The following is a 24,253-nucleotide window of genomic DNA, read 5'->3' on the forward strand; positions in this document are numbered from 1 at the left end:
CGACCTATTGGAGCGTTCCAACATGTTCATCGGCATTCTGCTGGTCATCACCTGGTTGATCCTCCTGCTGCGCTACCCGGCCAAGGCCCTGCCGGTCTCGGTGGCGGCGGCGATTGGCCTGGGTTTCGTGGCCATGTGGGTGGTGTGGCTGGACAACCGCGAGATCAAGCAACTGGCGCGCCTTGAGATGCGCATCAGCTATGCCCCGCAGCAATGCCCGGCCGATCGTCCGCTGCAACTGAAAATGAAAAACAGCAACGATGTGCCCCTGACCGAACTGCGCTGGCGCATCGCCGCCTACGCGCCGGGTGACACGGTCAATCTGGCCGACAACCAATACACCGCTCCGCGCTATCGCGGCCCCGGCGAACTGCAGGCCGGCGGCGAGTGGGAAGACTGCCTGCCCATGCCGCCGCTACGCCCTGGTTATCGCCCGCAAACCCTGGAGTTTCGCGCCGAGCGATTGCAGGGTAGTTTCTCCGATTGATCCTCCCTTCCTCACTCTTTTGCACAAGGAATGCGCCATGCCCGTTGCGTTGATTACCGGTTGTTCCAGCGGCATCGGCCGCGCCCTCGCCGATGCGTTCAAAGCCGCCGGTTACGAAGTCTGGGCCAGTGCGCGCAAGGCTGAAGACGTGGCGTTGCTGGCGTCTACCGGGTTCACCGCCGTGCAACTCGACGTCAATGACAGCGCCGCGCTGGAGCAACTTGGCGAGCGGATCAACCAGCAACACGGCGGCCTTGATGTGCTGATCAACAACGCGGGTTACGGCGCCATGGGGCCGCTGCTCGATGGCGGTGTTGCGGCGATGCAGCGCCAGTTCGAAACCAATGTGTTCTCGATTGTCGGTGTCACCCGTGCGCTGTTCCCGGTGCTGCGCCGGGCCAAAGGATTAGTGGTGAATATCGGCAGTGTTTCCGGGGTATTGGTCACACCGTTTGCCGGTGCTTACTGCGCCTCGAAAGCAGCGGTGCATGCGTTGAGCGATGCACTGCGCATGGAGTTGGCACCGTTCGGGATTCGCGTGATGGAGGTGCAGCCGGGGGCGATCCAGTCGAGTTTTGCCAAGAACGCCGGGCATGAAGCCGAGCAATTGATCAACGAGCAGTCGCCATGGTTTCCGCTGCGTGAGGGCATTCGCGCGCGGGCCAAGGCGTCACAGGACAAGCCGACGCCGGCCAATGAATTTGCGGCTGAACTGTTGAAAGCTGTGCAGCAGAGCAAACCGCCACGCTTGATCCGCATCGGCAACGGCAGCCGCGCGTTGCCGTTGTTGGCGGCGTTGTTGCCCAAGGGTTTGCTGGAGTCGACGTTGATGAAGCGCTTCGGTTTGCGCGGGCGGCTCTGAGACCGCGCCGACGCCATCGCGAGCAGGCTCGCTCCTACAGGGGATCTTCGGTGTCACACAGATCCAGTGTAGGAGTGAGCCTGCTCGCGATGCAGACGAGCCGGTCCATCAGTTATCCACAGCGCTCTGACTCACCACAACCGTACAAGTAATCCCCGCCGCCAACAAAACACCCTCTGGCACCTCATCAATGTGAATCCTTACCGGCACTCGCTGGGCCAGCCGCACCCAGTTGAACGTCGGGTTCACATCGGCAATCAGCTCCCGGCTTTCCGGGTTGTCGCGGTCGTAGATGCCACGGGAAATGCTTTCCACGTGGCCCGTGAGCACTTCGCCGCTCATCAATTGCATGTCGGCTTTATCACCGACTTTCACGTGGGGCAATTTGGTCTCTTCGAAGAAGCCGTAAACCCAGAACGAGTTCATGTCGACCACGGCCATTTTCGCCTCGCCGATGCGCGCGTAGTCACCGCGATGCACGTTGAGGTTGGTCACATAACCGTCGACCGCCGCGCGCACTGCGGTGCGTTTGAGGTTGAGCTCGGCCGCTTCCAGTTGCGCCTGCGCATGTTGGTAATCGGCAAGCGCGGCGTCAGCGATGTTGCTGGCGTCGTCGCGGTTTTCCTTGGAGATCACCAGGTTGTCGAGGTCGGCGCGGCGATGGGCATTGACCTTGCGCATCTCCCAGGTCGACTTGCGCGAGGCGACCAGCGACTGCGCCTGTTTGACCGCAATGCGGTAATGCTCGGGGTCGATCTGCATCAGCAGATCGCCCTTCTTCACCAATTGGTTGTCACGCACCGGCACATCGATTACCTCACCGGTAACGTCGGCGGCGACGTTGATGATGTCGGCGCGAACCCGACCATCACGGGTCCAGGGCGTGTTCATGTAGTGCTCCCACAACGTGCGGCCGATCCACAGCGCCAGGGCCAGCACCAGCAGGGTCGCGAGCAGGCTGAAAAACTTTTTCATCGTGACGTTCTCAACGGTAGACAGTCAGCGCCATGGCGCCGAACAGACAGGTAAACAGACTCAGACGCAGCAGCGCCGGGTGCCAGAAAAAACGGTATAGGTCGAACCCCGACAAGAAGCGGTCCACCGCCCAGGCCAGTGCCGCAGCAATGAAAAACATCAAAGTCATGGTCGGCATGTACACGCCGTGGAAAGCGATTTCACGAGGCATGGGCAAGTCCTTCGGGCTTGGCGATGGCGTAAGCAGCGAGCGGTGATTGCGGGTCGAGCAACGAGGTACGGATGAAGTGCAGATAACTCTTCACCCGACGCAATGCTGAGGTATCGAAGTGCGGCGCGAATGGCTCATCGGTCGCCGCTACGCGGCTGATCGCATGATCGACCGCGACCAGTGCGCGTTCGAGATTGCTGGAGTTCGGCTGCAGAAACAGCCTCACCAGCGCGCGGCCCATCACGCGGATCGCCTGGCGCCACGGCTGCGATTCGGCATAGGCCGGGTGCACCGGCAGGATCGCCTGTTCCTTGCGCAGCTCAATGATCGCGTGGCCGACTTCCAGCACCACAAACATCCAGCGCAGCAGATTCTTTTGCACCTTCGGCTCCCCAGCCGCCAGACCGTAAGCCTGATGCAGCAGATCGCGGGTACGGCTCTCGAAGCTCGACGCCAGGCCTTTGAGTTTGCCGCTGATTGCATAGACCACCTGGCCGCGCAGATCCTGCTCCAGACGTTTCCATAACCAGCGGCTGTTCGGCGGCAGAATAATTGCCCCCGCAGCGGCGCAGACCAACATGCCCATGACCATGGCGATGTAGTCGTTGATGAAGGTGTACGGGTTGTAAATGGTCAGGTTGTCCGGCACCGAACCGGTACTGAAGAAGATCAGCAGCCCGAGGCCGACACCGGCGTACTGCGGGCGCGAGGTGAGGAACGAGCCAAGCACGATCACCGGCGCGAGCATCACACACAGCAGCGGAAAACCATCGATCCACGGGAAGATGAAAAACATCTCGACGAAGCCGATCAGCGCACCGAGGAAGGTGCCGCAGGCCATTTGAAATGCCATGCGTTTCGGGTTCGGCGTAGCGGCGGACAGGCCCACGGTCGCAGCGGCAATCAACGTCATCGTCGCGCCACTTGGCCATGCGGTAGCAACCCAATAACTACCGAGCACTACCAGAATGAACGAGGCACGGATGCCCGACGCAGCGGCCGCCCACCAGTTGGTTTGCGGGGTGAATGGCTCGTCCCAGCGCTCGCGTTCGTGGCGGTGGTCGGCGAGCGAAGCGTGGGTCTGTGCATAACTGTGCAGATCGTCGACGAAGCGGTAGAGCAATTCGTAGGCGGTGTGGAAATCCAGTTGTTCGGCTTCGCTCGGATCGGTGTCCTGAAAGATGCCCCGCAGGGTTCGTACACGTGCTGGCAAGCCTTCCTTGTAGGTGGCCAGCGCTGTCGCCAAGCGTGCTGCGTCGGGACTGGTCAGGGCGCGGCCGCTGAAGCCGTCGAGCACTTCGGCGAGATCCTGCAGGCCCGGTCTGATCGCTGCGACAACGTGTTCTTCGCCGTTGCCGCGCAGACGTTCAAGCAACTGATGCAAGGCGTTGAAGCGTGTGGTGATGCCCATGAACTCGCTGTTCAAACGACTCAATCGGCCGTTGCGCCGACGCATGTGCGGGTCTTCGAATACGGTCACGCTGCGCAGCCCTTCCAGCCCCACGGCTTCGGCGATAAAGCGCACGTTGCTCGCCTCGAAAGACTCGGCTTTGCTGCGTCCGCGCAGGCCATCGGTGACGAATAGCGCGAACACACCGAAACGCTGATACAAGGCGTTGCGCATGGCGGCGCTGGCGGTTTGCGGCAGGATCGCGGCGCTGATCACGGTCGAGCAAAGAATCCCCAGCGAGATCTCCAGCACTCGCCATACGGCAGCCATGAACGCGCCGTCCGGGTGCGCCAGCGCAGGCAAGCCGACCATCGCGGCGGTGTAGCCGGCAAGGACAAAACCGTAGGCGCGGAAGTTGCGGCAACGTGCGGCACCGGCCGAGCAGATGCCGACCCAGATCGCCAGCGAGCCAAGAAACAGCTCGGTGTTTTGCGCGAACAAGGCGATCAACGTGACCATCATCGCCGACCCGGCCAGCGTGCCGAGGAAGCGATAGAAACTCTTGGCGAACACCTGGCCGCTCTGCGGCTGCATGACGATAAACACGGTAATCATCGCCGTGCGTGGTTGTGGCAATTCCAGGCGCATGGCCAGCCACAGGGTGAGAAACGCGGCGAGCAACACCTTGAAGATGTAGACCCAGGTCACGCCATCGCTGCGCGCCCAGTCGAAGAAACCCCGGCGCCATTCCAGGGAGTAGAGCCAGCGCAGAGGTGCGGGCAAGGGAGTCATTCAATGTACTCAAGAATATTCAGGTAAAACGCGGTCCCTGTAGGAGTGAGCCTGCTCGCGATAGCCATTTCACATTCAACATTTCTGTCGACTGAAACACCGCTATCGCGAGCAGGCTCACTCCTACAATGGGTTGTGTGTTCAACGCAGGAGTGCCGGGGTTTTCGGCGCTTGGGTTTTCTCGGCAGTCGGCACATCGTTGCCAGCCCCGAGGCCACCGCCTAACGCAGTCACCAGCTCGGCATGCGCACTCAACCGCGCCGCCTGCACTTGCTGCTGAACTTGCTGTTGCTTGAACAACAACGTCTGCGCATTGAGCACATTGAGGTAATCGGTGAGGCCGCGTTGATAAGCGATCATCGCGATGTCGTAGGTCTTCTGCGCCGTGGCCACCGACTCGGCGGCAAAACCTTGCTGCTTGTCCATCGACTCGCGGCGGATCAACTGATCGGAAATGTTCTTCAGCGCATTCACCAGCGTCTGGTTGTAATGCGCCACGGCAATGTCATAACCGGCGGAAGCCTCGCCCAATTCGGAGCGCAAACGCCCGCCGTCAAAGATCGGCAGCGAGATCGCCGGGCCGACGTTGTAGTTGAGTTTCTTGCCGGTCAAAAACTCCAGCGCGCCACCGCCGGTGGCCATGTAACCGAGGCTGCCGACCAGATCGACGTTGGGATAAAACCCGGCGTGCGCCACATCGATTCCACGAGCCTGCGCCGCCACTTGCCAGCGACTGGCAACCACATCCGGACGCTGGCCGAGCAGTTCGGCGGGCAAGACAGACGGCAGTTTCAGCGCAGCACCGAGCGACAGGGTCGGGCGCTGCAACTGCGCGCCCGCCCCCGGACCTTTGCCGGCGAGCGCGGCGATCTGGTTGCGACTCAGGGCGATTTCTTCGTCCAGCGCATCGAGCTGACGATGAGTTTCCGGCAGTGGCGTTTCGGCTTGGCTGACTTCGAAGTGGGTGCCGATCCCGCCGTTCAAGCGCTTCTGCGCCAGATCGAGAATCTGTTGCTGCTGCTTGAGCGTCGCCGCGACGATGTCGCGCTGGGCGTAATGCAGCGACAGTTCGATATAGGCGCGGACGATGTTGTTCTGCAATTCCAGCTGCGCCAGCCGCGCCTCGGCCGCGCTCATGTGCGCCAGATCCACCGCGCGTTCACTGGCATTGCTTTCACGGCCCCAGAGGTCAAGGGCGTAGCTGAAACCCAGTGCGGCGTTGTTGTCCCAAGTGGTGGTGTTGGCCAACTCGCCCGGCCCGTAGAACTGATCTGTCGGCCAGTTGTGGCGCTTGAGCGTCGAGTCGCCATTGATCTGCAACGACTCAGCCGCCTCGGCGACGCCGGCCATGGCTTTGGCCTGACGCACTCGCGCGGCGGCCATGGCCATGGTCGGGCTGCCCTGCACGGCGAGGTCGATCCAGCGATTGAGTTGCGGGTCGCCGTAGGCTTGCCACCATTGCGCGGTGGGCCAATTGGCGTCACGGGTGGCGTGGGCGATGGCGTCATCGGTAGCCAGTGAATTGGCCTCCAACGCCTTGCCTTGCGGGGCAATTCCTTCGGTTGAGATGCAGCCGCTGAGACCCAGGGTAAAAGCCAGAACACTGAGCGGCAAAAGCGCTCTGTTGATGCGACGCGGCACAGCTGCGAATTCCTGAGAAGAGGATAAGGCGGGGCTTGCTCTCGGTAGGAGCTGCCGCAGGCTGCGATCTTTTGACCTTGATTCCCTTAAACCAAAATCAAAAGATCGCAGCCTTCGGCAGCTCCTACAGGGATCGGCGCAATTCTAGGGGGCGCCCTCAATGGCGATAAGCTGGGATTTCTGTGAATCTTTGTTACGGTTAACGAGATAATCCCTTGGTCGGGGGTCTCGCCCCTGAAACTTCGTGTCACAATTTGCCATCTCCCTTGAGAGCACCCCATGGACACTTTGCAAAACATGCGCGCCTTCAGTTGTGTCGCCGAAGCCGGCAGCTTCACCGCCGCTGCCGTGCAACTCGACACCACCACCGCCAACGTCTCGCGCGCGGTCTCCAATCTGGAAGCCCACCTGCAAACCCGCTTGCTCAACCGCACCACCCGGCGCATTGCCCTCACCGAAGCGGGCAAACGCTACCTGCTGCGCTGCGAACAGATTCTGGCCTACGTCGAAGAAGCCGAAGCCGAGGCCAGCGACGCCCACGCGCGCCCGGCCGGGCAATTGAAAGTGCACACCATGACCGGCATCGGCCAGCACTTCGTCATCGACGCCATCGCCCGCTACCGCAAGACCCACCCGGACGTGACCTTCGACCTGACCCTGGCCAACCGCGTGCCGGACCTGCTCGACGAGGGCTACGACGTATCGATCGTGCTCGCCAGCGAACTACCGGATTCGGGTTTTGTTTCGCAACGTCTGGGCATCACCTACAGCATCGTCTGCGCATCACCCGCCTACGTGAAAGCCAACGGCGCCGCGCAAAAACCCAGCGACCTGCTCAACCATGCCTGCCTGCGTCTGGTCAGCCCGGTAATCCCCCTGGAAAAATGGGCCTTCGACGGCCCGGAAGGCCAGGAAATGGTCACCATCAACAGCTCGCCATTTTTGGTGAACTCCGCCGACGCGATGAAAACCGCGATCACCAGTGGCATGGGCGTGGGCGTGTTGCCGGTGTATGCGGCGATCGAAGGCTTGCGCAACGGCACGCTGGTGCGGGTCATGCCGAACTACCGCTCGCAAGAGCTGAACCTGTATGCGATCTACCCCTCGCGACAATATCTGGATGCGAAGATCAAGACGTGGGTTGAGTATTTGCGCGGCTCGCTGCCAGAGATTCTCGCCGCCCACCAGGCCGAATTGGCCGCCTATGAACTGAGCGGCAGCCTCGCCGGCGTGCGTGTCGCCAACTGATTTTCAACACACCACGAACCCCGTAGGAGCTGCCGCAGGCTGCGATCTTTTGATCTTGATGTTTAATCGCAGCCTACGGCAGAGCCTACAGAAACGGGTATTTCACGGATGTTTCCGACAGGTTTTGACGGTTGTCCGTCGGAAGTGCGGTGGCTAGGATTTGGGTGTCGCTGACGCATCAGCGACCGGGTCTGGAAAACCCGATTTCAACTACCAAAGCTCATGGCATACTGCGGCGCTTTTTAGCTCGCAATGTTATGGCGGCTGTGCGCGGGAGGCCCTTGGGCCTGCCGGTTTTGGTGAGTTGACCGGTTTTTCCAGTCCGCGCACAGCTGCCACCCTTTCGCCTGGAAAACGAAACGTGGCAGCTTCAACTCAACTTGCCACGAGTATGTTTCCTATGTTCAAACCAACGCCTAATCCACCTGAAACCGACGACACCACCCCCTACGAATTCCCCGGCTCGAAGAAATTCCACGAAGCCGCCGAACGCGCCCTCGACCACTACCTCAAACCCAACGCCCTCACCCTGCGCTTCCACAAACCCAGCACCATGTTCCAGGTCGCTCCAGAGCAGGACAGCGAAAGCCTGTTGGTCCACGCCTGCGAATCACTGGCCCAGGCCAGCCTGATGACCAGCGACATCGCCGCCTACATCGACCTGCCGCAACGGCGCACGATTCTGGCGATTCAGCAGATCATCATGCTCGCTGAACTGGCGGTGAACCGCGTGCTGGATAACCACGAAATCTCCCAATCTCCGGGACACAGCTAAAAGCCCCTCACCCTAACCCTCTCCCGGAGGGAGAGGGGACTGACCGTGGGGTTTGGGAGAGTTACGCCGACGTGAAATACCGAGTCGAGCTCCGGTTTTGAAAGGCCCACAAATCGGCTCCCTCTACCTTGAATGATGCCGGATGAGGGCCTTAAGCATCGTCCAATGGCCGCAAACCTGAAGTGGGCAATCAAGTCTCAAAAAACATCTTCCGAAAAACCTTAATAGCCAATCGATATAGTAAACCTGTCAGATCTGACAGTAGCGCTTTAATCCCTTCAGCCGAACAATGAATGTCGTCAACCCGACATAAGCTTGAAGGAGCAAGACATGCCCATTAAAGATCTGAAGCTCGAAAACCTTGATAAATCAGGTGAAGGCACTGTAACTGCCAAACTAAACAAAGACTACATCACCGACAAGTTCGAAGGAAAACCCGACCATTTTGTCACCGACAATAATGTAGTCGCGCTAAAAGCAACTTACCAAAAAACCGACACCACTTCATTCACCATCAACCTCAAATTTGACATAGACATTAAACATGGAAGACATGAATTCAGCGCGGCGCTCTTTCCCTCTCCATTCAGATTCTCATATACGTCAGGTTTACACACAAAAGGCTATACAAGCGCTAAAAATGCAGGGTTTATTTTTATAGAAGAATTTAATATTGCCAAGGGAACTTTCAAGGCAGCCTTCAACTTTAGTTTTGTAAATTTCGACACAGATGAGCTGCATCAAGTTCATCATGGTCAGATTGATGTCCAAGGCCTTGAGTTTATCAAGAAGACAGGTCGTAAAGTCTGAACCAAGTGCAGGCGCAAATAGGCCGAGTGTCAGCTCGCCTGCTCTTGATCTTGATCCACGGGCGACGTCGGAAGGCTGAGTGGAGGGATTGATCCGGGGGTGGGAGCGCAGCGACCGTTTGGCGCAGCCAAACACAGCGAGAGGAGGTGCAGCGAAGCAAACCGTAGGCGCTGCGCCCGGATCGATCCCGCAGCGAAGGAACCCCGAGCCCCAGCGAGCGGGCCGCACGTAGGAGCAAGCCTTTTTGGTTACTTTTTCGGCGTCTGGAAAAAGTGACCCGCCGTAAGGGCGGAACCCTAATCAGCAACACCCGCAGCAACGGATATACACCCCCCCCCCAAGAACATGGTCGGCCCAGAGGCCGCCAAGACAACCCCAAGCCAGAAATGTTAGCGTGCTTGGTATCAAGCCCGAACAAGAGCCAAAAACGATGAAAAAGACTGTCCTGGCCTTCAGCCGCATCACCCCACCCATGATCGAACGCCTGCAACAAGAGTTCGACGTCATCGTCCCCAACCCAAAAGCCGGCGACATCAACGCCCAATTCAACGAAGCCCTGCCCCACGCCCACGGCCTCATCGGCGTCGGCCGCAAACTCGGCCAGGCCCAACTCGAAACCGCAACAAAACTCGAAGTGGTCTCAAGCGTCTCCGTCGGCTACGACAACTACGACCTCGACTACTTCAACGAACGCGGGATCATGCTCACCAACACCCCCGACGTGCTCACCGAAAGCACCGCCGACCTCGCCTTCGCCCTGATCATGAGCAGCGCCCGCCGCGTCGCCGAACTCGACGCCTGGACCAAGGCCGGGCAATGGCAAGTCAGCGTCGGCGCCCCGCTGTTCGGCTGCGACGTCCACGGCAAAACACTCGGCATCGTCGGCATAGGCAACATTGGCGCGGCCGTCGCCCGCCGTGGCCGCTTCGGCTTCAACATGCCAATCATCTACAGCGGCAACAGCCGCAAGACTGAACTGGAGCAAGAACTCGGCGCGCAATTTCGCAGCCTCGATCAACTGCTCGGCGAAGCCGACTTCGTCTGCCTGGTGGTGCCGCTCAGTGAAAAAACCCGCCACCTCATCAGCCATCGCGAACTGGCGCTGATGAAACCCGATGCCATCCTGGTGAACATATCGCGTGGTCCGGTCGTCGATGAACCGGCCCTGATCGAAGCCCTGCAAAACAAGCGCATTCGTGGCGCCGGCCTCGACGTCTACGAAAAAGAACCACTGGCCGAGTCGCCGCTGTTCCAGTTGAGTAACGCCGTGACCCTGCCGCACATTGGCTCGGCGACGAATGAAACCCGTGAAGCCATGGCCAATCGTGCACTGGCCAACCTGCGCAGCGCCCTGCTCGGCGAACGCCCGCAGGATCTGGTCAACCCGCAAGTCTGGCGCGGATAAAAAAACACGGGCAAGTGCGCTATCGCAGTTGCCCGTTAGTTACGCCAATACACAACTTGAAATCGAACAACAAACAAAATCAAACAACAGCATTATAAGCTCTGCCTGGCCATCGAATTATCGACAAGCGCTATGGAGAGCAAAAACCTTGAACGCCCTGACCACTGACAAACTTATCCGTTACAGCAAAGTTATTTTGATGGCTTACATCAGTTTCTTTGGCCTGCTGGTGATGATCCACAACTTTACTGACTACAACTCAAACTACACCTACGTGGCTCATATCCTCAGTATGGACACCACCACCGCCAGTGAATCCATCAAGTATCGGGCCATTGAATCACCGATGATTCATCACCGGATCTACTGGTTCATCATCACGCTGGAAGTCACGTATACCTTGCTGTGCCTGATAGGCACCTATCAGCTATATCGCCACATAAATGCGACCGCAGAAGTATTCCACGAGGCGAAGAAGTTCTCGATCATGGGCATACTGACGGCGATTTTCATTTATTACGTCTGCCTGCAGACAGTTGGAGTGGAATGGTTTGACATGGACACTTCGCAATCCTGGAATGCCAAGGACTGGGCACGGCATATCGTTGACTTCATATTCCCGGTAATGATTTACATCACCTTGAAAGTCGAGCGTTGAGGTTCAGCGCTGGTTTATTTCAGGCCAACTTTCCCTGCACCGGCGTCGACACCACTTTCGGTTTACGAAACACCAGAACATTACCCAGCATCACTAGCACCAGCCCGACCAGCGCCGGCGCTGTCCATTGATAACCTTCGGCAAAAGCCGAGACGTTCAGCGCCACCACCGGGAACAATACCGTGCAGTAAGCCGCCCGCTCCGGCCCCATGCGCCCGACCAGCGTCAGATACGCAGTGAAGCCGATCACCGAACCAGGGATTACCAAATACAGCAACGCACCGACATAACGCGGGCTCCAATCCATGTCGAACGGAATACCTTTGAACAGGCACCACACCGACAGCATCGCTGCGCCGTAGGCCATGCCCCAGGCGTTGGTGGTCAGCGGTTTGAGGCCGGCCTTCTGCTGCAGACTCGAAAGCATGTTGCCCGCCGAAAAACACAAGGTGCCGCACAACGCCAGGCCGAGACCGAGCAAGGTTTGCGGGCTGGCGTGATGCCCGGCCAGTTCCGGCCAGAACAACATGCCCAGGCCGAACAACCCAAGTGCACCGCCCATCAGCACATTGCGCGCAATGCGCTGGCCAAAGAACACCCGCGCATTCAGCGCGTTCCACAACGTCGCGGTTGAGAACACCACCGCGACCAGACCGCTCGGGATCCACTGACTGGCGGTCAGAAAGCACATGAAATTGACGCAGAACAAACACAACCCTTGAGCCACGCAGATCAAATGCCCACGGCGGTTCATCGGTTGCAGACGGCGGCTGAGCAGCAACAGCGCAAACAGCACCAGCGCGGCAAGGCCGAAGCGATAGACGATCGACACCGGAATCGCCACCACGCCCAGTTGCCATTTCAGGGCAATCCAGGTAGTGCCCCAGATCAGCACGGTCAGCAAGTACAACGACAGGTTCATGGCACACACTCCTCGGTAGGGCTTGAGTGTCTGCCCGAGCGTGCATTGCGCGCTTGCAGATTCTTGCGCTTTTGTCGGGCAGCAGGCTGGCAGCGCGGCGTCTACGGAGTAGGATGCAAGGCGTTGAAGAGAACCGCTCATGGCCGCCATCGATACCCTGCAAGTCTTTCAAGCGTTGAACAGTTCGCCGAATGCACGCCTTGTGCACAGCGCCGAGCTTGGAGATGGCTTGTCTGCCGCTTTGTGGACCAACCACCATGATGCGCAGGAGTATGCAGCGCCGAGCCATCACACCCTCTCTTGCTACATTGCCGGTGGCACAGGCACGTTTCGTCGCGGCCAACCGGGCCACAAGGGCGGGCCGGACAAGCTGTGCATCCTGCCGGCAGATCATGAGTCAGGCTGGGTGATCAATGGCGATATCTGCCTGGCGCATCTGTATTTTAACGCCGAACAATTTGCCCTTGGTTGCGTCACCTTGCTCGATCGCGAACCGCGAGAGATGCAATTGCGCGAGCAGACCTTTCTCGACGACCCGCAGCAGGCACAACGCTTTCGGCAGTTGCTGACGCTGAATTGGGACGAACCCGCCGAACGTTTGCTGACCAGCAGCCTCGCCCATGAACTGATCAGCCACACCCTGCTCAGTCAGGTCGGCGCGCGTCAGGGTCTGCGTTTGAGGGGCGGACTGGCGCCACACCAGCGTCGGCAACTGGTGGAGTTCATCGACACTCAGCTGGCCGAGCCGATCAGCCTCGGACAATTGGCCGGGTTGTGCGCGCTGTCGGAATACCACTTTGCGCGGATGTTTCGCACGAGTTTCGGCCTGCCGCCGCATCAGTATGTGCTGGCGCGGCGCTTGAGCCGGGCACGGGAATTGTTGCGCGGGACGGGGTTGCCGTTGGGCGAGATTGCGCTGGCGTGCGGGTTTGCCAGCGCGAGTCATTTCACTAATCGGTTCAAGCAGGTGTTGGGTGGGACGCCCGGTGAGTATCGGCAGGCGTTTTTGCGTTGAGCCCTTCTCTTCTCCCCTCACCCCAGCCCTCTCCCGGAGGGAGAGGGAGCCGAACGAGGTGTCTGGCGTTATACGTCGACCTGAAACACCGAATCGATTATGGATTCAAAGCATTACTTTCAGGTCGATGTATCTCTGGAATATCCCCCGGTCAGTCCCCTCTCCCCCCGGGAGAGGGTTAGGGTGAGGGGCTTTTGATCTTGCCTTAAAACTCCAAAGTGCTGGACAGCGAAACCTGCCGCGCATCCCCCATCGACACAAAGAACCGGCTCGCCGCCGAGGTGTAGTACGTGCGATCAAACAGGTTCTTCACATTGAGCTGAAACTTGACCTTCTGCCCTTCAACCTTGGTGTCGTAAGTGGCAAACGCATCGGCCACGGTATAGCTCGGCAGATCAAAATCATTCACCGCGTTACCCGCACGCTCCCCGACATAACGCGCTCCAGCCCCTACGCGCAATTGATCGCCGCCGATCACGCTGCCGAAGTCATACACTGCCGACAACGAGCCGGAATTCTTTGCCACGTTCTGCAAGCGCTTGCCTTTGTAGTCCGGGTCTTCAGTCACTTCGGCATCGGTGTAGGCGTAGCTGCCGATCATGCTCCAGTGGTCGCTCAACTGACCCATCAGGTCCAACTCCAGGCCTCGCGAACGCACCTCACCGGCCGCACTGTAAATGGTCGTTGGGCCTTCGGAATTGGCCACCAGCACGTTGCGTTTCTTGATATCGAACAACGCGATGTTGCCGGTGACACGCCCCGGCATGTCCAGCCGCGCCCCCAGCTCCCACGACTTGGCTTCTTCCGGCGCGATACTGCCGTCGAGCACGGTGCTGCTGCCGCTCAGCGGGGCGATGGTTGAGTTGGGTTTGAACGATTCGGTGTAGCTGCCGTAGAACGACAAGGCGTCGGTGTAGCGATACACCAGACCGGCGCGCGGGACGAACTTCTGGCCGTTGCTGTCGGTGTTGGCCTTGAACGGCACGCCTTTGCCGGCGTACTGGTCGTACTCCTGAAAGCGTCCGCCAGCGACCAGAATCCACTGGTCGTTGAGGTGAATCGAGTCCTGCATGAACACCGAATCACTGCGCAGCTCATCGGTCTGCGCGCTGTCGGGAGCGCTGACAGTCGTGCCGGCGACTTCGCGGCCATACACCGGATTGAGGTAGCTGAAGGTGGTCAGGCTTTTCTGCCGGATCAGGTCGGCGCGGTAGATCTTGCGGTACTCGTCATCGACGCCAAATACCAGATCATGCTGCATACCCAGCACGTTGACCTTGCCTTCAAGGCTGGCGGTGGTGAAACGGTCGGTGCTGATCGCATTCTGGGTGCCGTCCATGCTGCGGGTCAGCGTGCCTTTTTTGGTGTCGATGGCGGTAACACGGACTTGGCTGGCGTCGTAGGTTTCGCGGTTCCAGCTGTAACCGAAGTGGGCTTTCCAATCGTCGTTGAGGTCATGGTCGGCTTCAAAGTGATACAGATCCGAACGGCCTTCCATGTTGTTGAACGGCTCGTCGAGGCGTTGTTTGCGCGAGATGTCCAGTGGGTGATTGGTGCGCGGATCGATCAGCGTGCCACGATCGAACGGCGTGAGAAATTCGCGGTGCTCGTAGGCGAACAACAGCTTGGTGCTTTCGCCGAACCAGGCCAGCGACGGCGCAATCAGGGTTTCACGGTGGGTGCCGAAGTTGCGCCAGTAATCTTCGTCTTCGTGATCGAGCACCATACGGTAGGCAAGCCCGGAATCGCCCAGCGGGCCAGTGCTGTCGAGGGTGCCGCCGCTGCCGTTCTTGCCATCGCCATAGGTCGAGCCGCGCAAGGTCAGCGCATTGTATTGCGTCAGCTCAGGCTTTTTACTGACCAGGTTGACCACGCCACCGGGATCTTGAATGCCGTACAGCAATGAGGCCGGGCCTTTGAGCACTTCAACACGGTCGACGGTAGCGTTCATGCCGCGCCCCTGCACGATCGGCATGCCGTCGCGCATGATCGAGCCGTTGCGGTTGTCGCCGAAACCACGGGTCATCACCGAATCCTGAGTGCTGCCCAAGGTGTTGCCTTGGGTGATACCGCTGACATTGGCCAGGGCGTCATCCAGATTGCGTGGCGCCTGATCACGGATAACTTGCGCCGGGATGACGTTGACGGTCTGCGGGATTTCCTGAAGCGAAGCTGAGGAACGCATCACCGAACTGGTTTCCGGCGGCTGATAACTCATCGATTCGTCGCGGATCGAGGTGATGGTCGTAGCACCGAGATTCAACGCGCCTTCGGTAGGCTTCGGCTCCAGCGCCAGCGTGCGGCTATCGGTGCGGCGGAAGTTGAGGCCAGAACCACTGAGCAAGCGTTGCAGTGCCTGCTCGGCACTCATCTGGCCATTGACCGCCGGCGCGGTGAGGCCGTACGGCGCTTCGTCGGTGTAGACCACGCTCTGCCCGGTGATGCGGCTGAAGTCGCTCAAGGCTTGCGGCAGCGGTTTGGCGGCCAGGGAAAAATTGAACTGCTTTTGCGCCTGGCTGCTGACGGTTTCAGCGGCCAGAGACACGCTTATCGGCAGCAGTGCCAATGCCGAAAAACTCAATGCCGACACGCTTAACCACTGTTTGACCGAACCCGATTTTGCCCTGGACTTCATGACTCAATGACCTGTGTAGAACCGCAACGGATGCGAATGACTCGCAGTTTCAGTCACTACACGGATGGGGCTCGGGTTTACCTCACCACAAATCTGAAAATATTTTTGCAGATCAAAAGATCGCAGCCTTCGGCAGCTCCTACAGGAGATCGCATTCCAATGTAGGAGCTGCCGAAGGCTGCGATCTTTTGACTTTTGCTTCAGCGCAAAATAATCAGATGACCCAATACCTGATGCTGCTCAAACCCCATCACCCCCTGCAGGGAACTGAGCACGGCCTGCGGATCCTTGCTCGGAAAACTGCCACTGACCTTGCGCGCCGCCAGCTCATCGTTGAGCAACACGATCCGCCCGGGGTAATAACGGCGCAAATCCTCCACCACATCAGCCAGTGTCGACTTGTAATAAGTCAACCAGCCCTGACGCCAGGCCAGTTGCGCCTCAGCGTCCGCCACATGCAGTTTTTCTGCCGTGCCTCCAGCGTAAGCAACCTGCTGGCCGGCGATGAGAATCTGCTGCACGGCGCCACGCTCTGCCGTGACACCGACGCGACCGGACAATACCGTCACCTGCGCGCCCTGCGGTTGCAGACGCACTTCGAATTGCGTGCCAAGCACCCGCGCCTCGCCCTTCTCGGCCGCGACCACAAACGGATCGCCGGTGTGGGTGACGCTGAAAAATCCGGCGCCGCGGCGCAATTGCACATGCCGTTCGCCCTGAGTGAAATCCACGGCGATCGCGCTGTCGGCATCCAGTGTCACTTGCGACTGATCGGCCAGCGTCACGGTGCGAATTTCACCAGGCGCAGAAACGTAATCGGCGCCCAGGTCATCGATCCAGCGCTGCGGCTGCCAACCGCTGCCGAGGCTGACCATCAGCAGCAGACAGGCCGCCATTGCCAGCGCGCCTGACCAACGCAAAAGCTGCGGACGGCGCGGGCGATCCATCGCATCGAGATAGCCCTGCAACGCCAGGGCCTCTTCATCGGCCAGCTTGCGCGCCGGGCTTTCGCTCAGTTCCCAGAGCACCTGCGCCTGCGCGTAAGCCTCGGCATGCGCCGGATCAGCCCGCAGCCATTGGCTGAAGGTCAATTGATCGCCGGTGCTCGGCCGATCATGCAACAGGCTCAGCCAGGCAAACGCGGCCTGCTCTTGCGCGGGCGTCGGAATAATGGAGTCGGATGGCTTCACGGTGCTTTCCCTGGAAGGCGTGACGCGGGTTCGCGCAGGCTGGCCTTGCAGGCCTCGAGGGCGCGCATCATATGTTTTTCCACGGCACTTTGGGACAAGCCCATGGCTTTGGCGATTTCCGCGTACTTGCGGCCGTGAATGCGATTGAGCAAAAAGATCTGCCGGGTGCGCTCGGGCAAGGCGCGCAACGCCGCTTCGACATGTTTCAGATCATTGCCCGCTTCCAGCGCTGCTTGTGGTTCGCTGCCGTGGCTGTCCGGTTCGTCCGGTTGCCAGCCTTCGTTGACGCGCGTGCGTGTGCCTTCGCTGCGCAGATGGTCGATGGCGATGTTGCCGGCGCAGCGCAAAAGATAGGTGCTGAGTTCTTCGACCTGCACCAGCGGTCGCCGCCAGAAACGCAGAAACAGGTCCTGCACCAGGTCCGCCGCCGTCGCCCGACAACCGACGCGACGGTTCACCAGCGCCTCCATTTGCGAACGCTGGGACAGGAACACCTGCAGAAAATGCGCACGCGCCCCGCGCGGCTCGTCGTCGCGGGATTCCGGCGGCAGGCCGATCAGCACTTCAGCACTGCGCCCATGCGGCGACCGGGCTGGCCAGCAGACTGACACCGGCCAGCGCCAAGGCCAGACGTGGGCGATACGGCAGCAGCAATACCAACGCCAGGGCGCTGAGCATCAGTACGGCGAACCAGTCAACCAGGCCGAAACTCCAGCCGTTGGCCTTCACCGCCGCCCAAAGCGACAAACACAGCAATAACCATCCGCCGACTTTCAGGCCCTGACGGCGACGCGTGGACGGTTTGTGACCGAGCAATTCATCGTGGTGCCGAGGCATCGACAGGCACAACGCGGTGAATCCGGCGTAGGTGAGCAACAGGGCCAGCAGCATCAGTTAACCCCTTGCTCAAGAGTGATCGGCCGTGGCGTTTCGCGACGTGGCTTTTTTACGCTAACCGTGTTGCCGGCGCGCTGCATTTTCCATGCAGCCCAGGCGAGGAAAAAACCTGTGGCGAGGCAAGTCAAATCAAAACCGGCCAACGCCCAGTCACCCTGCATCAACGCGACGCCGAGATTCCAAGGGGTGGTCAGCGCATTGATCAGCGGCACCGCGACAAACAGCGCCGCCCCCAACACCAACTGTTCGACCCAGGCTTTGCGCCCCGGTCGTAACATCGCGTGCAGCACGCTCAGGCCCCAGGCCATGAAGAACGCGTTCACCTCCCAATCTGCGCGCCCGGCGAGGCTCACCGGCAATAGACGATTGGCCAGAAAGAACACCGCCACCGCCGACACCAGCCCGGCCATGCTGGCGATGTTCAGTACTTCCACCAGCCGCAGTTCGAACGGCATCACCCCGCTCCTGGCATGTTTGAGCTGACGCTTGCCGAGCCAGATCACCAGCCCGGTGCCGATCATCGCCGTGCCGGCCAGCCCGCAGATGAAGTACAGCCAGCGCAACACCGGCCCGGCAAAGTGGCCCATGTGCAAACCATAGAACGCGCCGCCCACCGCCATCGCCATTGGCTGCTCCGGTGTGCTGCCGAGCATCAGCCCGGTCACCCCGTTGAACGTCACGGCGCGGCCAAAATCATGCACCACGCGATCGCCGGCACGCGACAGCACCACCGTGGCATTGGCATCACCCGGATTACTCACCGACAGACGCGCCGTGTGGCCGCCCGCCCATTGCTCGCTGGCCTTGCTCAACAGCGGCGCCATGGACATCAACGGCGCCGCGATATCGGCGCGCTCCGGGGTCTTCGACGCCGGGAAAACTTCGTCATAAAACGTGCGCACGTCACTGCCGTAAGACGCGACGATGCTCGCTGGCATGACCATCGACATGAAAATCACCAGGCTGCTGTAGGTGATCATCAAGTGAAACGGCAGCACCAGCACACCCACCGCGTTATGCCCGTCGAGCCAGGAGCGCTGGCCCTTGCGCGGGCGGAAGGTAAAAAAGTCTTTGAAGATTTTCTTGTGAGTGATGATCCCGGTGATCAGCGCGACGAACATCACCATGGCAGCGATGGTCGATAGCCAACGGCCCCACGGATAAGGCATTTGCAGCTGGAAGTGGAAGCGGTAAAAGAACTCGCCGCCCATGCTGTCGCGGCCCTGCACTTCAGCGCCGGTTTGCGCGTCGAGGGTTTTCGATTCAAAGCGTCCGCGCTCACCGGGCTTCGCCGGCGCTGGCTGCCAGCGCACGGTCAGGCCGGGATCTCGGGCATCAGGCAAATCGATCAGCCAGCGTGAAGCGCCCGCCGCGTGTTGTTGCAGATAATCCTGGGCCAGCGTCAGGCTGGTCTCGGCACTCACCGATCGAGCAGGGATTTCCGGCTGCATCCAGTGGCTGATTTCATCCTTGAAATAGGCCAGCGTCCCGGTCAGGAAAATCGCGAACAGCAACCAGCCGAACAGCAGTCCGGCCCAGGTGTGCAGCCAGGCCATCGCCTGACGAAAGCCCTCTTTCATGCCAGTCCCAATCCACGTGCTGCGCCGGAAATGGTTGCCAGAATCACGCTTGGCACCAGCAAGCCAACCCATGCCGACCACGCCGTACGACAGGCAAAGCACCACAGCACCGCTACCAGATAGACCAGAAAGGAAATGGTCATGCCGGTCACCACGGCTTCGGCTCGGTTCAACGGCAGCCACAGCGTCAGGGTGACACTGGCCAGTGCCGCGACGAGATAGCCGCCAAATACCGCGGCCAGCACCCGTGAGGTGACGGCCAGACGATAGGACATGGGAAGTGTGGCGAGTTTGCCTTTCATGTTTCGACCCTGAAACGAAAAACGTCCGGCCGATCAGCCGAACCTTGAGGCGAGCAATACTAATGATAAATATTCTCATACGCAAAAGCATCTGATTGCCGGCCGAGTATTTAGCCCACTACAATGCGAACAGTTCTTGTTCTCTAACGCATACTCTCTACCGCGCCATCAAGCGCCCGGAGTAATACCGTTGTCGTCCGCCCATCCCGTCGAATCGCTCTATCAGGCTCATCACAGTTGGCTGACTGGCTGGCTGCGGCGCAAGCTCGGCTGCCCGGACAGCGCGGCGGACCTGGCACAGGACACCTTCATCAAGGTGCTGACCGCCCGCGAGCCGCCGGTGATCATCGAGCCGCGCGCCTTTCTGACTACGTTGGCCAAACGCGTTCTGTTCAATCATTACCGCCGTCAGGATCTGGAACGCGCCTACCTCGATACATTGGCGCAGATGCCGGAAATGGTCGCGCCGTCGGAAGAAGACAAAGCGATCATCCTGCAAACCCTGGTGGAGCTGGACGAGTTGCTCGACGGTTTGCCGCGTCAGGTCAAACGCGCCTTTTTGCTGGCGCAGGTCGATGGCCTGACTTATCCACAGATTGCCGCAGAACTCGGAATCTCCGTGGCCACCGTCAAACGTCATCTGAACAAAGCGGCGATGCGCTGCTACTTCTCCCTATGAACCGCGCCCCGGATTTTTCCTCGCAGGTTGCCGAACAGGCTGTGCACTGGCTGATGGAAGTGCAGCAAGGCGCGCTGTCACCACGCCAGCACTTGGCAATGCAACAATGGCTGGACGCGCACAGCGAGCACCGCCGCGCGTGGGAGCATATTCAGCGGGTCAACCAACGGTTGCGCGGTGTGTCTTCGCCACTGGCGCACGGGGCATTGAACGGGCCGAAGTCCGGCAGTCGTCGTCAGGCACTGAAACTGCTGCTGATTCTTGGCGCCGGTTCGGCTGTCACTTGGGGCATGCGTGAGCACAATCCATTGCCGTCGCTCTTCGCCGATTACCGCAGCCCGCTGGGGCAGCGACGCAAAATTTCCCTGGGTGGCGGTGATAAGTTGCAACTCAACACCGCCAGTGCCGTGGACGTCGACGGTGGGCAGCGATTGATCCGCTTGCTCGAAGGCGAAATTCTCCTGACGGCCGCGCAATCCTTCGAAGTGCACACGGCTCAGGGCCTTCTGAAAGCTCAGGGCGCGCGCCTCAATGTGCGCCAGTTTGCCGATCGCACGCAGATTGCGCTGTTCGAAGGTCGCGTCGAACTGAACGGTAATGGACGAGCGCCGATGTTGCTGCCGGTCGCGCGTCAGCTCAGTTTCACTCCGGCATCGGTCAGCGAGGCCAAACCGCTGGATGCCAACAGCGGCGCCTGGGCCGACGGCATGCTGGTAGCGGCGCACATGCGCCTGGGCGACTTCCTTGATGAACTGGGTCGCTACCGTCGCGGCGAGCTCAATTGCGCCAAGAACGTCGCCGATCTGCTGATTTCCGGAACTTACCCGCTGGACGACAGCGAGCGGATTCTTGATCTGCTGGAAATCAGTTTGCCGGTGAAGATGAGGCGCTTTACCCGCTACTGGGTGACCGTCGAAGCGCGGGTTTAAGGAGCAAGATCAGAAGATCGTCCGATCGCGGCCCGAGCCTTCGGCAGCTCCTACAGAAGATATGCATTCCAAATGCAGGAGCTGCCGAAGGCTGCGATCTTTTGATTTTGAAAAATAAATGAGCCGTTTTTCAGATCTGGCGTGACAGAGAAGGAAAGCCCCCTTGATTCAACCTTCTCAGGATCATCCACATGCACCCCACCCGCCTCACGCCACTGGCCCGCAGCCTGCGCAATCTTGTCCTCGGCGCCAGCCTGAGTTTCAGTGCCCTGCCCGCTGCGATGGCCGCCGATGCCAAGGCCTATCACATCGCGCCGTCGTCACTGGAAAACGCCCTCAACCAGTTTGGCCGTGAAGCGGGCGTGTTGATTTCTTTCGGATCGCAAGTTACCGGCGGCGTGCAAAGTCGAGGCCTGGAGGGCAGCTACACGCCTGAGCAAGGTCTGAATGCGCTGCTCGAAGGCACCGGTCTGCAAGCACGCGCCGAGGGCAATAATGCGTTCAGTCTGCAACCGGTGGCGGATGCCGCGCTGGAACTGGACACCTCGAAAGTCGTCGGCGACTGGCTGGGTGACGCCGCGCAAATCAACGTGTTTGAACATCCCGGTGCTCGCGACGTGATCCGCCGCGAGGAGTTCGAACGTCAAGGCGCAACGCAGGCGCGCGATGTGCTCAACCGCATCCCCGGCGTCAACGCCCCGGAAAACAACGGCACCGGCAGCCACGATATGGCGCTGAATTTCGGTATCCGTGGCTTGAATCCACGCCTGGCCGCACGCTCGACGGTGTTGATGGACGGCATTCCGGTGCCGTTCGCGCCTTACGGTCAGCCACAACTGTCGTTCGCGCCGATCAGCATGGGCAACATGGATGCCGTGGACGTGGTACGTGGCGGCGGTGCTGTGCGCTACGGCCCGCAGAACGTCGGCGGCGTGGTCAACTTCGTGACCCGGGCGATTCCCGACGAGCCGACGGTCAAGGGCGGCTTCCAGACGGAAACCAGCCCTTCGTCGAGCCATGATGGCTTCAAGACCAGCGCCAATCTGCTGGCCGGCGGCACCAATGCCAATGGCCTCGGCGGTGCGTTGCTCTACTCCGGCACCCGTGGCGGTGACTGGCGCGAACACAGCGACACCGAGATCGACGACCTGATCCTCAAGGGCAAATACCAGCTCGACGAGGCCAACAGTTTCAACGCCATGGCCCAGTACTACGAAGGCAAGGCTGATATGCCCGGCGGTTTGAACGTCGCCGATTACGACGCCGACCCGTACCAATCGACCCGACCGAAAGATCAGTTCTGGGGCCGTCGGACGATGTTCAATTTTGGCTATCGCTATCAGGAAGATCGCCGCGAATTCACCGCCAACACCTTCTTCACCAAGACCTTGCGCAGCGGTTATCTCGATCAAGGCACGTTCCTTTCCCTGTCGCCGCGCGAGTATTGGGTGCGCGGTCTGGAAACCCGTTTCGCCCAAGGCTTCGACCTCGGCCCGACCAGTCATGAAGTCGGCGTCGGCTATCGCTACATCAACGAGGCCGGCCACGAACTGCGCTATCGCACGCCGATCAGCAGCAACGAATACCCGACCACTGCCAGCCGCAACGACCGCGATACCCGTGGCGGCACCGAGGCCAATGCGTTCTTCGTTGACGACCGCATCGACATCGGCAAATGGACAATCACCCCCGGCGTGCGTTACGAGATGATCGAATCGCAGCAGACCAACAACCTGACCAACGTCAAATACAAGGGCGACTACAACACCGCGTTGCCGGCGTTGAACGTGCTCTATCACCTGACCGACAGCTGGAATCTGTACGCCAACACCGAAGGCTCGTTCGGCAGCGTGCAATACAGCCAGATGCCCAACCGTGTGACCAGCGGCGAAGTGAAACCGGAAAAGGCGCGCACCTGGGAACTCGGCACGCGCTATGATAATGGCGCATTGCGCGCGGAGATCGGCGCGTTCCTGATCAACTTCGACAATCAGTACGAAAGTAATCAGACCAACGATTCGGTGATTGCCCGTGGCGAAACCCGTCATCAAGGTATCGAGACCAGCGTCAATTACGCGCTGGATGATTTGAGTCCGGCGCTGGCTGGTTTCGATGTGTACGCCAGCTACGCCTATGTTGACGCAACCATTCGCGAAGACGGGCCGAACAAAGGCAATCGCGTGCCGTTCTCCTCGAAACACAAAGGCACGATTGGCGTCGGTTACACCGAGGGGCCATGGAAGTTGAATCTGGATAGCAGCTTCCAGAGCGACCAGTTCGCTGACAACGCCAACACCTCGAAGGAAAGTGCTGAGGGCAGCACCGGCAAGATCCCGGGTTACATGCTGTTCAGCAGCCGCGCCGGATATGACTTCGGCCCGCAGTTGTCGGATTTGAACGTGGCGGTAGGGGTGAAGAACATCTTCAACACGCAGTACTTCACGCGCTCGTTTGATGACAATAACAAGGGCAAGTATGTGGGTGAGCCGCGGACAGTTTATGTGCAGACTTCTGTGGCGTTCTGAGGGTTGAAAAGCCCCTCACCCTAACCCTCTCCCTGAGGGAGAGGGGACTGATTGGGGGATGCTTGCGAGGTACGCCGACCTGAAAGTGCTGTGCCGAATCCATAATCGACTCGACCTGAAACCGCTTTGCCGAATCCATAATCGACTCGACCTGAAACCGCTTTGCCGAATCCATAATCGACTCGACCTGAAACCGCTTTGCCGAATCCATAATCGACTCGACCTGAAACCGTTTTGCCGAATCCATAATCGACTCGGTCTTTCAGGTCGATGTACAACACCAGACACCTCGGTCGGCCCCCTCTCCCTCTGGGAGAGGGCTGGG

22 protein-coding genes are annotated in these 24,253 nt (G+C 59.7%); 11 read left to right on the top strand and 11 right to left on the bottom strand.

Features of this window, described 5'->3' with window-relative positions; genetic code table 11:
• The first annotated feature begins 22 nt into the window (after window positions 1–22).
• Together ACOYXE_RS17665 and ACOYXE_RS17670 are read left to right on the top strand one after the other, a co-directional pair.
• Window positions 23–487 carry a multidrug transporter gene (locus ACOYXE_RS17665; protein ID WP_160056004.1) on the top strand — a complete coding sequence of 155 codons (465 nt, stop codon included), beginning with the start codon at window positions 23–25 and terminating at the stop codon, window positions 485–487.
• 37 nt (window positions 488–524) lie between these two features.
• A complete protein-coding gene (locus ACOYXE_RS17670) occupies window positions 525–1,349 on the top strand; it encodes an SDR family oxidoreductase (protein ID WP_160056002.1) in 825 nt (274 codons plus the stop codon).
• Between the two features lie 108 nt (window positions 1,350–1,457).
• Here the strand turns inward: ACOYXE_RS17670 and ACOYXE_RS17675 are convergent, their stop codons facing one another.
• The 4 genes from ACOYXE_RS17675 to ACOYXE_RS17690 form a co-directional block, all read right to left on the bottom strand.
• Complete coding sequence (locus ACOYXE_RS17675; RefSeq protein WP_460926351.1) at window positions 1,458–2,324, bottom strand: efflux RND transporter periplasmic adaptor subunit; 867 nt, start codon at window positions 2,322–2,324, stop codon at window positions 1,458–1,460.
• Window positions 2,325–2,334: 10 nt separating this feature from the next.
• Entirely contained in the window at window positions 2,335–2,535 is a 201-nt protein-coding gene (locus ACOYXE_RS17680; RefSeq protein WP_007914106.1) for a DUF1656 domain-containing protein, read from the bottom strand.
• Entirely contained in the window at window positions 2,525–4,717 is a 2,193-nt protein-coding gene (locus tag ACOYXE_RS17685) for an FUSC family protein (protein WP_160055996.1), read from the bottom strand. The genes ACOYXE_RS17680 and ACOYXE_RS17685 overlap by 11 nt, the downstream gene beginning before the upstream one ends.
• 141 nt (window positions 4,718–4,858) lie before the next feature.
• Window positions 4,859–6,358 (bottom strand): efflux transporter outer membrane subunit, encoded by a 1,500-nt coding sequence (locus tag ACOYXE_RS17690; RefSeq protein ID WP_460926352.1) that lies wholly within the window; start codon window positions 6,356–6,358, stop codon window positions 4,859–4,861.
• Between the two features lie 279 nt (window positions 6,359–6,637).
• Here ACOYXE_RS17690 and ACOYXE_RS17695 point away from each other — a divergent pair, with 279 nt between their 5' ends.
• The 5 genes from ACOYXE_RS17695 to ACOYXE_RS17715 all read left to right on the top strand — a co-directional run bounded on the left by ACOYXE_RS17695 (window position 6,638) and on the right by ACOYXE_RS17715 (window position 11,254).
• Window positions 6,638–7,606 (top strand): LysR family transcriptional regulator, encoded by a 969-nt coding sequence (locus ACOYXE_RS17695; protein ID WP_102900633.1) that lies wholly within the window; start codon window positions 6,638–6,640, stop codon window positions 7,604–7,606.
• A 400-nt stretch (window positions 7,607–8,006) separates the two neighbouring features.
• Window positions 8,007–8,381, top strand: coding sequence for a DUF6124 family protein (locus tag ACOYXE_RS17700; protein ID WP_460926353.1), 375 nt, complete (start codon window positions 8,007–8,009; stop codon window positions 8,379–8,381).
• A 330-nt stretch (window positions 8,382–8,711) separates the two neighbouring features.
• The gene (locus ACOYXE_RS17705) at window positions 8,712–9,191 is read left to right on the top strand and encodes a hypothetical protein (RefSeq protein ID WP_160055990.1); all 480 of its coding nucleotides are present in this window, start codon (window positions 8,712–8,714) and stop codon (window positions 9,189–9,191) included.
• Between the two features lie 430 nt (window positions 9,192–9,621).
• Complete coding sequence (locus ACOYXE_RS17710) at window positions 9,622–10,596, top strand: 2-hydroxyacid dehydrogenase (protein ID WP_460926354.1); 975 nt, start codon at window positions 9,622–9,624, stop codon at window positions 10,594–10,596.
• Window positions 10,597–10,744: 148 nt separating this feature from the next.
• Entirely contained in the window at window positions 10,745–11,254 is a 510-nt protein-coding gene (locus tag ACOYXE_RS17715) for a DUF2165 family protein (protein ID WP_160055986.1), read from the top strand.
• 19 nt (window positions 11,255–11,273) lie between these two features.
• On the opposite strand, the gene ACOYXE_RS17720 is transcribed toward ACOYXE_RS17715, so the two are convergent.
• Complete coding sequence (locus ACOYXE_RS17720) at window positions 11,274–12,176, bottom strand: DMT family transporter (protein ID WP_160055984.1); 903 nt, start codon at window positions 12,174–12,176, stop codon at window positions 11,274–11,276.
• 139 nt (window positions 12,177–12,315) lie between these two features.
• Between ACOYXE_RS17720 and ACOYXE_RS17725 the strand changes: the two genes are divergently transcribed.
• Window positions 12,316–13,191 carry an AraC family transcriptional regulator gene (locus ACOYXE_RS17725; protein WP_160055982.1) on the top strand — a complete coding sequence of 292 codons (876 nt, stop codon included), beginning with the start codon at window positions 12,316–12,318 and terminating at the stop codon, window positions 13,189–13,191.
• A 205-nt stretch (window positions 13,192–13,396) separates the two neighbouring features.
• Here the strand turns inward: ACOYXE_RS17725 and ACOYXE_RS17730 are convergent, their stop codons facing one another.
• The 6 genes from ACOYXE_RS17730 to ACOYXE_RS17755 all read right to left on the bottom strand — a co-directional run bounded on the left by ACOYXE_RS17730 (window position 13,397) and on the right by ACOYXE_RS17755 (window position 19,795).
• Window positions 13,397–15,826 carry a TonB-dependent siderophore receptor gene (locus tag ACOYXE_RS17730; protein ID WP_460926355.1) on the bottom strand — a complete coding sequence of 810 codons (2,430 nt, stop codon included), beginning with the start codon at window positions 15,824–15,826 and terminating at the stop codon, window positions 13,397–13,399.
• A gap of 200 nt (window positions 15,827–16,026) precedes the next feature.
• The gene (locus tag ACOYXE_RS17735) at window positions 16,027–17,016 is read right to left on the bottom strand and encodes a FecR family protein (protein ID WP_460926356.1); all 990 of its coding nucleotides are present in this window, start codon (window positions 17,014–17,016) and stop codon (window positions 16,027–16,029) included.
• Window positions 17,013–17,579, bottom strand: a complete 567-nt coding sequence (locus ACOYXE_RS17740) for an RNA polymerase sigma factor (RefSeq protein ID WP_460929849.1) — start codon at window positions 17,577–17,579, stop codon at window positions 17,013–17,015. The genes ACOYXE_RS17735 and ACOYXE_RS17740 overlap by 4 nt, the downstream gene beginning before the upstream one ends.
• A 1-nt stretch (window position 17,580) precedes the next feature.
• Complete coding sequence (locus tag ACOYXE_RS17745) at window positions 17,581–17,907, bottom strand: DUF3325 domain-containing protein (RefSeq protein ID WP_405122279.1); 327 nt, start codon at window positions 17,905–17,907, stop codon at window positions 17,581–17,583.
• Window positions 17,907–19,493, bottom strand: a complete 1,587-nt coding sequence (locus tag ACOYXE_RS17750) for a PepSY-associated TM helix domain-containing protein (RefSeq protein WP_405122280.1) — start codon at window positions 19,491–19,493, stop codon at window positions 17,907–17,909. Before ACOYXE_RS17750 ends, ACOYXE_RS17745 begins: the two co-directional genes overlap by 1 nt.
• Window positions 19,490–19,795 carry a DUF3649 domain-containing protein gene (locus ACOYXE_RS17755; RefSeq protein WP_038357590.1) on the bottom strand — a complete coding sequence of 102 codons (306 nt, stop codon included), beginning with the start codon at window positions 19,793–19,795 and terminating at the stop codon, window positions 19,490–19,492. Before ACOYXE_RS17755 ends, ACOYXE_RS17750 begins: the two co-directional genes overlap by 4 nt.
• A gap of 190 nt (window positions 19,796–19,985) precedes the next feature.
• On the opposite strand from ACOYXE_RS17755, the gene ACOYXE_RS17760 reads away from it, so the two are divergent.
• The 3 genes from ACOYXE_RS17760 (at window position 19,986) to fecA (ending at window position 23,928) form a co-directional block, all read left to right on the top strand.
• A complete protein-coding gene (locus tag ACOYXE_RS17760) occupies window positions 19,986–20,474 on the top strand; it encodes a sigma-70 family RNA polymerase sigma factor (RefSeq protein WP_460926357.1) in 489 nt (162 codons plus the stop codon).
• Window positions 20,471–21,403: a FecR domain-containing protein gene (locus ACOYXE_RS17765; RefSeq protein WP_460926358.1), complete on the top strand. Its 933-nt coding sequence runs from the start codon at window positions 20,471–20,473 to the stop codon at window positions 21,401–21,403. The genes ACOYXE_RS17760 and ACOYXE_RS17765 overlap by 4 nt, the downstream gene beginning before the upstream one ends.
• A 191-nt stretch (window positions 21,404–21,594) precedes the next feature.
• Window positions 21,595–23,928, top strand: a complete 2,334-nt coding sequence (fecA, locus tag ACOYXE_RS17770; protein WP_460926359.1) for a TonB-dependent Fe(3+) dicitrate receptor FecA — start codon at window positions 21,595–21,597, stop codon at window positions 23,926–23,928.
• The last annotated feature ends 325 nt before the right edge of the window (window positions 23,929–24,253 follow it).

Source organism: Pseudomonas sp. MC6 (assembly GCF_054790575.1).

What these genes read in the sequence shown, in the direction of transcription:
- ACOYXE_RS17665 (WP_160056004.1), top strand. Translation starts at nt 23, where the DNA reads ATGTTCATCGGCATTCTGCTGGTCATCACCTGGTTGATCCTCCTGCTG.
- ACOYXE_RS17670 (WP_160056002.1), top strand. Translation starts at nt 525, where the DNA reads ATGCCCGTTGCGTTGATTACCGGTTGTTCCAGCGGCATCGGCCGCGCC.
- ACOYXE_RS17675 (WP_460926351.1), bottom strand. Translation starts at nt 2,324, where the DNA reads ATGAAAAAGTTTTTCAGCCTGCTCGCGACCCTGCTGGTGCTGGCCCTG.
- ACOYXE_RS17680 (WP_007914106.1), bottom strand. Translation starts at nt 2,535, where the DNA reads ATGCCTCGTGAAATCGCTTTCCACGGCGTGTACATGCCGACCATGACT.
- ACOYXE_RS17685 (WP_160055996.1), bottom strand. Translation starts at nt 4,717, where the DNA reads ATGACTCCCTTGCCCGCACCTCTGCGCTGGCTCTACTCCCTGGAATGG.
- ACOYXE_RS17695 (WP_102900633.1), top strand. Translation starts at nt 6,638, where the DNA reads ATGGACACTTTGCAAAACATGCGCGCCTTCAGTTGTGTCGCCGAAGCC.
- ACOYXE_RS17700 (WP_460926353.1), top strand. Translation starts at nt 8,007, where the DNA reads ATGTTCAAACCAACGCCTAATCCACCTGAAACCGACGACACCACCCCC.
- ACOYXE_RS17705 (WP_160055990.1), top strand. Translation starts at nt 8,712, where the DNA reads ATGCCCATTAAAGATCTGAAGCTCGAAAACCTTGATAAATCAGGTGAA.
- ACOYXE_RS17710 (WP_460926354.1), top strand. Translation starts at nt 9,622, where the DNA reads ATGAAAAAGACTGTCCTGGCCTTCAGCCGCATCACCCCACCCATGATC.
- ACOYXE_RS17720 (WP_160055984.1), bottom strand. Translation starts at nt 12,176, where the DNA reads ATGAACCTGTCGTTGTACTTGCTGACCGTGCTGATCTGGGGCACTACC.
- ACOYXE_RS17725 (WP_160055982.1), top strand. Translation starts at nt 12,316, where the DNA reads ATGGCCGCCATCGATACCCTGCAAGTCTTTCAAGCGTTGAACAGTTCG.
- ACOYXE_RS17730 (WP_460926355.1), bottom strand. Translation starts at nt 15,826, where the DNA reads ATGAAGTCCAGGGCAAAATCGGGTTCGGTCAAACAGTGGTTAAGCGTG.
- ACOYXE_RS17745 (WP_405122279.1), bottom strand. Translation starts at nt 17,907, where the DNA reads ATGCTGCTGGCCCTGTTGCTCACCTACGCCGGATTCACCGCGTTGTGC.
- ACOYXE_RS17750 (WP_405122280.1), bottom strand. Translation starts at nt 19,493, where the DNA reads ATGAAAGAGGGCTTTCGTCAGGCGATGGCCTGGCTGCACACCTGGGCC.
- ACOYXE_RS17755 (WP_038357590.1), bottom strand. Translation starts at nt 19,795, where the DNA reads ATGAAAGGCAAACTCGCCACACTTCCCATGTCCTATCGTCTGGCCGTC.
- ACOYXE_RS17765 (WP_460926358.1), top strand. Translation starts at nt 20,471, where the DNA reads ATGAACCGCGCCCCGGATTTTTCCTCGCAGGTTGCCGAACAGGCTGTG.
- fecA (WP_460926359.1), top strand. Translation starts at nt 21,595, where the DNA reads ATGCACCCCACCCGCCTCACGCCACTGGCCCGCAGCCTGCGCAATCTT.